Origin of the sequence: Streptomyces sp. MspMP-M5 (assembly GCF_000373585.1) — a bacterium.
In the GTDB taxonomy this organism is placed as follows: Bacteria; Actinomycetota; Actinomycetes; order Streptomycetales; family Streptomycetaceae; genus Streptomyces.
Genome location: NZ_KB891953.1, coordinates 1 through 11,046 on the forward strand (window position 1 = coordinate 1; position 11,046 = coordinate 11,046).

9 protein-coding genes and 5 pseudogenes are annotated in these 11,046 nt (G+C 68.6%); 4 read left to right on the top strand and 10 right to left on the bottom strand.

Annotated elements, in window-relative coordinates; translation table 11 throughout:
* A pseudogene (locus tag B073_RS48580) lies at window positions 1-96 on the bottom strand (dienelactone hydrolase family protein); the annotation flags it as partial.
* 397 nt (window positions 97-493) lie between these two features.
* Here B073_RS48580 and B073_RS0136830 point away from each other — a divergent pair.
* Together B073_RS0136830 and B073_RS49500 are read left to right on the top strand one after the other, a co-directional pair.
* Complete coding sequence (locus B073_RS0136830) at window positions 494-1,708, top strand: metal-dependent hydrolase family protein (RefSeq protein ID WP_051094410.1); 1,215 nt, start codon at window positions 494-496, stop codon at window positions 1,706-1,708.
* A gap of 232 nt (window positions 1,709-1,940) precedes the next feature.
* A pseudogene (locus B073_RS49500) lies at window positions 1,941-2,393 on the top strand (DUF4158 domain-containing protein); the annotation flags it as partial.
* Window positions 2,394-2,476: 83 nt separating this feature from the next.
* Here B073_RS49500 and B073_RS48590 read toward each other — a convergent pair.
* The gene (locus tag B073_RS48590) at window positions 2,477-3,013 is read right to left on the bottom strand and encodes a hypothetical protein (protein ID WP_234025257.1); all 537 of its coding nucleotides are present in this window, start codon (window positions 3,011-3,013) and stop codon (window positions 2,477-2,479) included.
* Between the two features lie 769 nt (window positions 3,014-3,782).
* Here B073_RS48590 and B073_RS49505 point away from each other — a divergent pair.
* Window positions 3,783-4,019: pseudogene (locus B073_RS49505) on the top strand (Tn3 family transposase); the annotation flags it as partial.
* Between the two features lie 73 nt (window positions 4,020-4,092).
* Window positions 4,093-4,992, top strand: coding sequence for a Tn3 family transposase (locus tag B073_RS48595; protein ID WP_267881448.1), 900 nt, complete (start codon window positions 4,093-4,095; stop codon window positions 4,990-4,992).
* Window positions 4,993-5,277: 285 nt separating this feature from the next.
* On the opposite strand, the gene B073_RS0136855 is transcribed toward B073_RS48595, so the two are convergent.
* From B073_RS0136855 to B073_RS42410, 8 genes and pseudogenes are all read right to left on the bottom strand, one after another.
* Window positions 5,278-6,282: a type III polyketide synthase gene (locus tag B073_RS0136855; RefSeq protein ID WP_018543074.1), complete on the bottom strand. Its 1,005-nt coding sequence runs from the start codon at window positions 6,280-6,282 to the stop codon at window positions 5,278-5,280.
* Window positions 6,252-7,310 (bottom strand): MMPL family transporter, encoded by a 1,059-nt coding sequence (locus B073_RS48600; RefSeq protein ID WP_018543075.1) that lies wholly within the window; start codon window positions 7,308-7,310, stop codon window positions 6,252-6,254. Before B073_RS48600 ends, B073_RS0136855 begins: the two co-directional genes overlap by 31 nt.
* 25 nt (window positions 7,311-7,335) lie before the next feature.
* Window positions 7,336-8,559: a beta-ketoacyl-[acyl-carrier-protein] synthase family protein gene (locus B073_RS0136865; RefSeq protein ID WP_018543076.1), complete on the bottom strand. Its 1,224-nt coding sequence runs from the start codon at window positions 8,557-8,559 to the stop codon at window positions 7,336-7,338.
* Window positions 8,549-8,818 carry an acyl carrier protein gene (locus B073_RS0136870; protein WP_018543077.1) on the bottom strand — a complete coding sequence of 90 codons (270 nt, stop codon included), beginning with the start codon at window positions 8,816-8,818 and terminating at the stop codon, window positions 8,549-8,551. Before B073_RS0136870 ends, B073_RS0136865 begins: the two co-directional genes overlap by 11 nt.
* Before the next feature lie 52 nt (window positions 8,819-8,870).
* Window positions 8,871-9,374: an acyl-ACP desaturase gene (locus tag B073_RS48950; RefSeq protein WP_063740941.1), complete on the bottom strand. Its 504-nt coding sequence runs from the start codon at window positions 9,372-9,374 to the stop codon at window positions 8,871-8,873.
* A gap of 61 nt (window positions 9,375-9,435) precedes the next feature.
* Window positions 9,436-9,786, bottom strand: a pseudogene (locus B073_RS48955) (acyl-ACP desaturase); the annotation flags it as partial.
* An 85-nt stretch (window positions 9,787-9,871) separates the two neighbouring features.
* On the bottom strand, window positions 9,872-10,180 hold the full coding sequence (locus B073_RS46980) for a hypothetical protein (RefSeq protein WP_158690322.1): 309 nt from the start codon (window positions 10,178-10,180) through the stop codon (window positions 9,872-9,874).
* Between the two features lie 657 nt (window positions 10,181-10,837).
* Window positions 10,838-11,046: pseudogene (locus tag B073_RS42410) on the bottom strand (IS110 family transposase); the annotation flags it as partial.

An 11,046-nucleotide genomic window follows, 5' to 3' on the forward strand; every position in this document is an offset into this window, starting at 1 on the left:
GGGCCGGCGGTCGACACCGGCCGGGAGCGCGAGGTGCCCGATCATCGTCAAACCGTCCGCCGGGTACCGGACCGTACGCGTCGTAATCGTCGTCATGAGACTGGACCATAGTGATCGTCGAGTCCGGTCGGGCCGGGGTTCGCCGCTGGCAGAACAGCGCGGGTGTCCCTCTGAAATGCGGCGACGGCTCATAAGATCCGTCACAACCCCCGTTCCCACGGCAGCACTATCAGATCACCTGCCCTGGCCACAGTGCTGGAGACTGACCCCCGGGTCGGCTGATTTCACCTGGGTCCCTATTCGGCGGTCGGCATCTGGACAGGGTCACGGGCGACAGCGGCGGTCGGAGTGGGAGAGGCGCACCTCTCGGCTGATGTGATTGCTGAACTCATCGCCTCGGTGCACAGGTTATGGTAAGCCGGGCACTGAGTCAGGCTCGAATCCAGGCCGCGCAAGCATTGGCAGTTACTGAGTGGTGAGGAGACACAGCCGGGTGGTTGCCAGCGGCGAACAACAACACATACAGGGCCAGCGGATCTGGGCAGTCCGCGCGGCACGGCTGTTCGACGGGTACGCATTACGAGCGGGGCGCCCGCTTGTACTCATCAAGGGTTCGCGGATTACCGGTATCGATATGACGGGAGCGGCCCCCGCTGCTGATCTGCGCGTTCTGGATCTCGGTGACGCCACGCTGGTGCCCGGGCTCATCGACTCTCACGTGCACCTCGCCTTCGACCCCGACGACAAGTCGAAGCAGGCGATGGCGGAGGAAGATGACCACACCACCCTGACGCGCATGCGCATCCACGCCGGCCAGCAACTGCGGGCGGGCGTCACGACCGTACGGGATCTCGGCGATCGTCGCTTTCTCGGCCTGTCGCTCCGTGACCGCTACACGGCGGGCATAGAGATGGGCCCGGAGGTTGTTGCCGCCGGGCCTCCTATCACGCGAACTCTCGGACACTGCTGGTTCCTGGGAGGCGAAGCCGACGGCATCGCGGCTGTGGAGGCCGCGGTCGGGGAGCGCGTCGCTCGCGGCGTCGACGTAGTCAAGGTTATGGCGACCGGTGGTGTGACCACTCCTGGGTGGGGGCCGCATCAGTCGCAGTACACACGCGACGAACTGGCCGCGGTGACCCGGGTCGCCCATGCGCACGGCAGACCGGTCACCGCGCATGCGCACGGCCGGCAGGGAATGGCTGATGCCGTCGCAGCCGGGGTCGACGGCATCGAGCATGCCTCCTTCTTCACCGAGGACGGTGTCGAGCCCGACTGGAAGACGGTTGCGGCCGTGGTGGAGGCAGGCACCTTCATCGGCGCCACCGAAGCATGGCTGCCGACAGGCTCGATGGTCGCACCGCACATGGCCGAGCGTGTGGAGCAGCGCAGTGCGAATTTCGCACGGATGCACCGCGAAGGAACGCGACTGGTCTGCTGCTCCGACGCCGGCGCCGGGCCCCGCAAGCCCCACGGCGTGCTCCCGTACGGGATCATCCACTTCGGCTCTCTCGGCCTCACCAACACCGAAGCCCTGGCTTCGGCCACCTCCCTCGCCGCGCAGGCATGCGGGCTAGCCGACCGCAAAGGCAGGATCGCCGTCGGCTACGACGCCGACCTCATCGCGGTAGCCGGCAATCCACTGCAGCATCTGGAAAGGCTGCTCGACATCCAAGCCGTGATCCGAGCCGGAAAGGTATTCCACGGCTGATCCCGCTGATGTGCAACGCAGCGCGCGAGCGCGTGTGCCCGCACGCTCCCCGGCCTCGGGTACATCCGCGCCCATGAAGGCCACGGCCCTCGTCTGCCGCGTAACGTCCCGGGGTCCCGCCGGTATTGCTCCAGGATTGAACGCTAAGGGCTCTGGCCAACGCCGAGTATCGATTTGATCACTGACGGCCTCGTGGTCGTGCCGTCTGCCTATGGCCGCAGGTTGACAGGCCGTGCCAGTTGAGTACCTATCGGATGATCAGGTCGCCCGGTACGGGCGGTTCGCGGGTGAGCCGTCGGTTCAGGAGCTGGAGTCCTTCTTCAGGCTGGACACCGAGGCGTTGGAGATGGCCCGGTCGAAGCGCCGTTCCCATAACCGGCTGGGCTGGGGTGTGCAGTGGGGGACGGTGCGGATGCTGGGCACGTTCCTTTCCGAGCCGGCCGCGGTGCCGACGTCGGTGGCGGACTTCGTCGCGGAGCAATTGGGGATCGACGATCCGTCGTGCCTGAAGCTGTATCCGAAGCGGTTGCCGACGCAGCACGAGCACGCGCGGGAGATCCGGAAGCTGCTGAAGCTGCGGGACTTCGAGGAGGGCGACCTGCCGCTGCGGGAGTACATCGCGGGGCGGGTGTGGGTGTCGACGGAGGGGCCGCGGGCGCTGTTCGACCGTGCGGTGACATGGCTGCTGCGCAACCGGGTGCTGCTGCCGGGGATGACGCCGCTGGCCTACCTGGTCGCGGAGGTGCGGCGGGGTGAGCAGGCGCTGATCTACTCGGTGGCGGACGCGCCAGTGACACCGGAGTTCCGCCGTGAGCTGCTGGGGTTGCTGACGGTGCCGGAGGGCTCGTCGGTGTCGGTGCTGGAGCGGTGGAGGAAGGCGCCGAGGGACATCTCGGGACGGGGCCAGAAGGCCGCGCTGGAGCGGGCCCGGGACATCCGCGCGATGGAGGGGCGGAAGCTGAATCTGTGGCGGGTGCCGCCGGTGAAGCAGGCGGAGCTGGCCCGGTACGGGCTTTCCACGCACGCGCCGACGCTGCGCCGGCTCGCGGAGCCGCGGCGGACCGCGACGCTGCTGACGACGGTGCGGCATCTGGAGAACTCGTCGGTCGATGACGCGCTGACGCTGTTCGAGCTGCTGATGGCCACCAAGCTGCTGGCCCGCGCGGAGCGCGAGGAGGGCAAGGCCCAGCTGAAGGGCATGCCGAAGCTGCGGAAGGCCGTGGTGAAGCTCAGGGGCGCGGTGACCATCATGATGGACACCCCCGTCGTCGCGGAGAGCGAGGGGGAGCCGGTTCCGCTGAGCATGGCCCAGGCATGGGAGCGGATCGAGCAGTTTGTCACGCGTGAGGAGCTGGCAACGGCCATCGTGGCTCTGGGGGAGGTGTTCCCCGAGGGCGACGACGAGGACAGCGATGCGCTGTGGCGCAAGCAGTTGCTGGACCGGTACGCCACGGTGCGGCCGTTCACGTCGCTGCTCGCGACGGTGGTGCCGTGGGGCGCGAGTAAGGCCGGCACGTCCGTCGTGGAGGCACTGCGCGAGCTGCCGAAGGTCCAGGCGCGGCGTAAGCCGGGGCCCGAGCACATCGACTCGACGCTGTTGCTGGACGCCACGTGGTGGCGGCTGGTGCTCGGCAACCCGGTGTTGGTGCCGAACGGGCTGATCGACAAGCAGGCGTGGACGTTCTGCGTGCTGGAGGCCCTGCACACCGCGCTCAAGCGCCGGGACGTGTTCGCCAAGGGCACCGACGTATGGGGTGATCCGAGGGCGCGGCTGCTGACGGGACCGGGGTGGGCCCTCGCGCGGCCGAAGGTGCTGACTGCGCTGGAGCTGCCGAACACCGCCGACGAGCACTTGGGCGAGCTTGGGGCGCTGCTGGATGAGACGTACCGGCATGTGGCCGAGGGGCTGCCGGGGAACGCGGCCGTGGACATCGTCGGCCGGAAGATCCGTCTGGACCGGCTTCAGGCCGAGCCCGAGCCCGCCGGATACAAGATGGTGCACGACGCCGTGCAGGCGATGCTGCCGAAGGTGGACTATCCCGAGCTGCTGCTGGAGGTCCACGCCCACACCGGCATGCTGAACGCCTTCGAGCACATCAGCGGTAAGGTCGCCAGGCCGTACGACCTCGACATCACCCTGACCGCCCTGTTGGTGCACAAGTCCACCAACATCGGTCTGGAGCCGGTCATCAAGCCCGGCGACAAGGCTCTGACCCGCTCGCGCCTGACGTCCGTGGACTGGGGGTACTTCAACACCCCGGGCATCAGCGCGGCCTCGGCGCTGATGGTCCAGAAGCAGGGCGAGATCGACATCGCCGGCGACTGGGGCGGCGGCCACGTCGCCTCGGCGGACGGGATGCGCTTCACCGTCCCGGTCCGCCTCCCTGCATGCCCGCCCGAACCGCAAGTACTTCTCCACCGGGCGCGGGGCGACCTGGCTCAACGTCGTCTCGGACCGCGTGATGGGCCTGGGCGGCATCGTGATGCCCGGCACCCTGCGCGACTCCCTGGGCATCCTGGACGCGGTGTTCAACCTCGACACCCGCGAGCGGCCCGAGATCGTCATCACCGACACCGGCTCGTACAGCGACCTGGTCTTCGGGCTGTTCGCGATCTGCGGCTACCAATTCTCCCCGCGGATCGCCGACATCTCCGACGCCCGCCTGTGGCGCTTCGACATGAGCGCGAACTACGGCCCGCTGGAGCCGGTCTCCCGGCACCGGGTGCAGGCCGAGCGGATCCGCCAGCACTGGGAGGACATGCTCCGTGTCGCCGGATCGTTGCAGACCGGGAAGGTGCGGGCGTACGACCTGCTGCGGATGATGATGGCCAGCGGCGACCGCATGACCGGCCTCGGGGACGCGTTCGCCCACTACGGGCGGATCTTCAAGACCCTCCACCTGCTCCAGTACCTCGACTCCGAGGCATACCGGCGCATGATCGGCGTCCAGCTCAACATCGGCGAAGGCCGCCACTCACTGGGCCGGCGGATCTTCTTCGGACGGCTCAGCGAGCTCCGCCACGGCTACCGCGACGGCATGGAAGATCAGCTCGGCGCCCTCGGCCTCGCCCTGAACGCCGTCGTGTGGTGGAACACGCTCTACACCGATGCGGCGGTCAAGAAGCTGGAAGCCGGGGGCGTGACCATCTCCCCCGAGATCCGCTCACGCCTGTCCCCGCTGGTCCACGAACACATCAATTTCCACGGCCGCTACCCCATCATCCGCTTCCACAGCGACGGGGCCCTGCGGCCCCTTCGGGAGCCGGGCGAGTCCGAGGAGTAGAAGGACGGGTACGCCCTGGGCGGGGGCCGTCACACTTCCCGTCCAGGGCACCGGCTTCGGAAACAGGACGTTGACACCCTTTGAGGCTCATGGGGCCGCTCGTCCACTCGGGGCAGACAGTCATCACCCCAACACGCCCTGAGCGTGGCACGGACTCAGATGCCGCCACTGCGCCTCGCAGACACGATCCACAGGTCTTGACAATGACTTGCATTCTCCCAGGTGGGGAGGGGGGGAAGCCCGCGTCGGTCATGATGGCATCTCTTTTCCAGTAGCCGCAGCCGATCACCAGCGGACGAGAACGAGTTCGACAGCGAATCCGGGGCCCATGGCTGCGACGAGCCCATGAGTGCCGGCCGGGGGCGGGCTTCCCATCGCGGTGTCCAGGACATCGAGGACTGACACGGACGAGAGATTGCCCCGGGCGGCCATGGAGCGGCGGGTGAGTACGGTGGCGTCCGGCGCGAGGCTCAGAGCCCGTTCCACCGCGGTGAGCACCTTCGGCCCGCCGCCGTGGATGATCCAGCTGCCGATCCGGTCGGTCGTCAGCGCATGCCGGGAGAGGAAGGAGTGCACGGCTTGGGGCAGGTGTGCCTCGGTGAGCGCGGGCACCTCCGGCGCCAGACGGATCCGGAAGCCGTGGGAGCCGATCGCCCAGCCGAGCGCATCGTCGCTGTCAGGCACCAACCAGCTCGCGCCGTCCACTAGTTGTGGCCCCTGACGCTCGTTTGCCCGGTGGCCGCCCGCCGCCACCACGACCGCCGCGCCGTCGCCGAACAGGCTGCCGGCGACGATGTTCGCTATCGATCCGTCCTTCTGCTGGTAGGCCAGGGAGCAGAGCTCCACTGCCAGCAGGACGGCGATCTGGTCCGGGTGCGCGCTCAGGTAGTCGCGGAGCAGGGCGAGACCCGCGGCTCCCCCGGCGCAGCCGTTGCCGAACAGCGGGATGCGTCTGATGTCCGGCCGCAATCCCGTCCGCTGGGCCAGTCGTGCTTCCAGTGAGGGTACGGCCAGCCCCGTCACGGTGGTGCTGATCACCGCGTCGACGTCCCCCGGACGTACCCCGGCCTCGCTCAGGGCTCCGGTCAGGGCCTGCTCGCCGAGATCCAGGGCGGTTTGCAGCCATACCTGGTTGGTCTGTGTGAAGTCGTCGAGATCGGCCAGTTCGACGAGCTTGTCCAGGGGCAGGGACAGATGGCGCGTGGCCACGCCCGCGTTGGCCTCGATCTTCCGCAGCATCAGGACGCCGGTCGCGGAGTTCATGAGCGTGGTGCGCGCCAGCGTGGCCATGATCTCGTGCTGGGGGTAGCGGTACGGCGGGAACGCCGTCCTGATCGCCCTGATCCGCGGAGCGGGCGAGGGGCCTTCCGGCGGTTGTGCGTGGCGGTATGTGGTCTGGGTGGTGGAGTCTTGCGTCGGTTCCCCCATCGATTACCCTCCGCATCTTTTCCGGGTGTGCGGTCAGCTTGTGTCATGACGGCGGGCACCAGCACTCCGCGTACGAGTACGGCGTCCACGGCCCCGCCCAGCGCCACGCCGATGCCGATGCCGATGAGCTTGAGCAGGGCCACGTCCGAAGTGCCCATGGCCGCCGTGGAGACCGCGACGGCCGGTGGAGCGGACGTCATCAGTCTGCCGGTGCGGCCGATGCCGTCGACGATCGTGGTGCGGTTGTCTCTGCAGCGCACGTACTCCTCGCGGATCCGGCCCAGCAGGAACACCTCGTAGTCCACCGACAGAGCCAGGGTGATGATCAGGACGAACAGCAGGGGCGAGGGATCGAGGGTGTGTGTCACCGTGAAGCCGCCCAGCAGGGCGCGGCCATGGCCTTCCTGGAAGATCAGGACGAGGCCCCCGAGGCTGACGGCCGCCACCGTCAGCGCCTTCAGCGGCGCGATCACGCTGTGGGTGAAGGCGCCGAGCAGGAGCGCGAGTCTCACACCCAGCGCAGTCAGGCACCACGGCAGGGCGCCCGCAACGGTGTCAGCGACTTCGGCGGCTCGGCCACCCACGACCACGGTGCCGGGTGCGGGCGTGTTCCGCACGGCCCGCACCACGTCGTGGGAGGCCCGGGTGCCGGGAGCGGACGGAGAGACGGCCAGCAGCACGGCAGCCTGCTGTGCGGGCAGGGTTCGTACGACGCGTACGGCCGTGACATCCGCCAGGTCCTCCAGTCGGCCGGCGTAGGCGTCAGCTCCGGCGGCGGCCTGCGGACCGGTGACCACCACGGTGAGGAGCCGGTCGGGCGGGGCGGCGAACGCGGCGCGCATGCGCTCGGCCGCGGCAGCGGCCGGAGCGGTGGGGGGCAGCTGCCTCAACGCTCGTACTCGCATCCTGTCCGTCTCAGGGGGCTGTGAACAGCAGGACGGCGTTCTGCCCGCCGAACCCAAAGGAACAGCTGATAGCCGTCTTTGTGTCGACCGGGCGCGGGCGGCTGGCCACGATGTCCAGCTTGTACTCGCCGTCCTGGCCCTGGAAGTTCGCCACCGGCGGGATGAGGCGGCGGCGCAGGGCGAGGACGGTGTACGCGGCCTGGATCGCTCCAGCCGCGCCAAGAGCGTGACCGATTACGCCCTTGGACGCGGTCACCGGTGGCACGTCGTCACCGAACGCCCGGGTCAGGGCTGCGGCCTCGGCGGCATCGTTCAACGGTGTCGACGTACCGTGCGCGTTGACCAGACCCACGTCACGCGCAGCGCAGGCCCCGTCCGCCAGCGCGGCGCGGACCGCACGGACCGCTCCGGCACCGGCCGGGTCCGGGGCAACCGGATGACGGGCGTCCGCACCGGCTCCATAACCGCGTAGCAGCGCCTGCGCCGGAACGCCGCGGGCCTTTGCCTGTGTGAGGCGTTCCATTACGAGGACGGCGGCGCCCTCGCCCAGGACGAAGCCGTCCCGCGCCGCGTCGAACGGCCGGCTGGCCAGCTCCGGCCGCTCCCGCTGTCGGGAGAGCGCGCGCATCCGGGTGAAGCAGGTCGCCGTCATGCGGGAGCGCCCGGACTCGCTGCCGCCTGCCAGGACGATGTCGCAGGTGTCCGACCGCAGCAGGTCCCGTGCGACACCGATCGCGGTCGCGCCGGACGCGCAGGCGCTGGAGGTGATGAAATTCGGCCCCTGGGCGCCCAGGTCGATCGCGACCTCGCCGGCCGCCATGTTCGGCACACTGCGCGGCAGCGCCAGCGGTGAGACCCGCTCGGGGCGGCCCGCGCCGAGGTGGCCGAACTCGTTGGCATAGGTACTCAGGCAGTTCGAGCCCACACCCAGCACGACGCCCACCCGCTCAGCCGGCCAGGACGTGGGGTCGAGCGCGGCGTCGGCGACGGCTCGCCTGGCGGCGACGAGGGCGAACTGGATGAACCGGTCCACCCGCCGGGCGAGCGACCGTCCCAGTTCAGCGACGGCGTCGAAACCGGGTACCTGGCACGAGAAGTCGACGGGCAGTCCGGCGAGTTCCGGATCGGAGGCGGCCAGGGAGCGGCCCCGGCACAGAGCCGCCCAGTTGTCCTCGGCGCTGTGCCCCGCGGGAGTCACCAGACCCAGTCCGGTGACCGCGACCTCAGCGCGCACGCTCGAACACCTGGGCGGCCTCGCCCAGCGTGGCTATCGGGGACAGTTCCACGGCGTCCTCCGGCAGGACGATCCCGAGCTCCTCCTCGGCCGCCACCACGAGTTCCATCAAGGACAAGGAGTCCATCCCGAGGCTTTCGAATGTCGTCGCCGCCGTCAGCTGCTGCGGGTCCGCCTTGACGTCGAGATGACTGGTCAGCAGGGTGACCAAACGCTCGGGCAGCACCGGCTGGATGTCCTGTCCCACTTCCTGTGTCATGCCGTGACCTCCTGTGCAGTGGTGCGGGAACGCCCTGGACCGTCACCGGCGTTCATCCGCTCGTACAGTTCTCGCGCGCGGGACGCCTGCGCCCGCAGTGACTCCAGGTGCTGCCCCAGTCGCTCCTGGGCCTGCTCGCCGGCCGGGCCGAGGCCGGACAGAGACACATCACTCCCAGGGCGCGCAAAAGGGGCCGCACGACGTGCTGGTGGTGGACATCGAGGTCGAAGATGCCGGCGACCGCGACCCGCAGAGCGCGGGCGCGGAAACCGGGAATCGTCGTGCCCGGCATCCTGAAGTCGCAGATCACGTCGGTCAGGGCCGTCAGCGCGTCGTCCGGGAACACGCGGAGGGCGTCGGCGTACAGATCCCGGCAGAAGAGCATGTGCAAGCTCTCGTCTGCGGCGATACGCGCCATCAGCTGTTCACCCACCGGAGCACCGCACATGACGCCCACGTTGCGGTGCGCCTGGCAGGTCGCCAGCTCCTGCACCGTCACGTACGACAGCGCATGCAGGACGGTCGGCAGGTCGCTGCGGTACCCGGCCGCCCGCATGCCGCATCCGTAGCTTCTCAAGGGCCACCGGGTCCATCGCACGACGGGCGTGGACGTAGGCCCGCATGAGACATGCGTGGCGATCCTCCTCCGCCGTCCACCGGTGCACCCAAGCGCCCCAGGCATCGTCCCTGCCGAAGCGGGCCGCGATCTCGAAGTGATAACTGGGCAGATAGTCCTCGGTGAGCAAGTTGACAAGCAGGGCGCCCTGCACCGGCTGCGGCAGCGCCGACTGCTGCGCACTCCAGCCCGTACCCTCCAGCGGGCCGTCGAAGTCCCGTGCTCCGCTCCACGGCACGTACTGATGGGGGAACCACTCACGGGCCACCGCCAGATGCCGGTCGAGCAGACGCCCCCCGACGGCTCCAAGTCCCGCAAGGCACCTGCTGTCGCGCCGCTCAACATGCACCATCTCTTCATTGCTGCGCGCCCCGGCTCCGCCGACGCGCGAGACGGGAGAAGACCGGCGCCCCTGTTACCGACCGGTTGATCCAGACTCAGGGCGCTGTCACGACAACCACTTCTGCACCAGTGCCGCCAGAAACACTGCTACCGGCCAGGCAGGCTGCGGTCTCGTTTGCCAGCCGGAGAGGCAGAAGATTGATGGCGGCACCCGAGTAGTGCCCATTGATGATGGTGCCCTCGGCACGTCCGACAATGTGGCCTTCCACGCGTTCGGCAGTGAACGTGTTCACGTTGAACGCGCTGGTGGTGCCGTCCGACCACTTGAGCGTGCCATGGTGGTTCGCCTCGGTGACGGTGCCCAGGCACTGAGTCACAAAGGTGCCGTCGACCTGAGAGGACATCAGTAGCCTGGTAGGGGCATCGGCACAGGGCACAGGCGGCACAAATGTCGTATCGCTGTGCACAGTGACCGTCTGCGCGCTCTGGGTGATGGGCGGACTGTAGCTGGAGCTAGCCGTTCCCAGGCCGGCAAGGATGTGAGTCGGCATATGTGATGCCCCTTTACTTGTCGTCACTTGTCACGGAACGCCTGCCCTCTCCAAGCAGGGCGGGACGGTGAGAAGACACCTCCACACCAAGCGAATCCCTGCCCCTGGCCCCTTCGGGTCTTCCTCGCAGGAGGGGCGGAACTCGTCCGCATACATACCGAATCCCCACCGTCCCCTCCGGGGCACACGTACGACGGAGGGGCGCACGAAGCAGACTTGGGGCGTACGTCATCGGGGTATCGCCGAGGTGAGCCCCAAAGCCGCCAGCAGTTGATCTCGAGCCTTGGTCTGACCAGGCCGGCGCAATCAACCCGGGACATAGCCACCCGGGCAGTCACCTCACGTGCCGTACTCCGGCAACAGCCCCTCCAGCGCGTATACACGGTCTTCCCTGCTCTGTCGTGGCACGCTCAGGGCCATGGTCTACCGCTACCACCACAAGGCTGTCCCGATCACCGTCGGGCAGCTCCGCCTCCGCTTGTCCGGGCTGGAGGAATCTCAATGATTGTGTCAAGCCGCCTGCGTGACCGGTGGGGCGGAGGTGAAGAGCCTCTTGTCGCGCAGCATCGCCCAGAGGACGTCGACCCTGCGGCGGGCGAGTGCGAGCAGGGCCTGGGTGTGCAGCAGTCCTTCGGATCGTTTCTTGAGGTAGTAGTCGCGGGAGGGGCCTGGTCGCATCATTGCCGTCTGGGCGGCCATGTAGAAGATGTGCCGCAGGC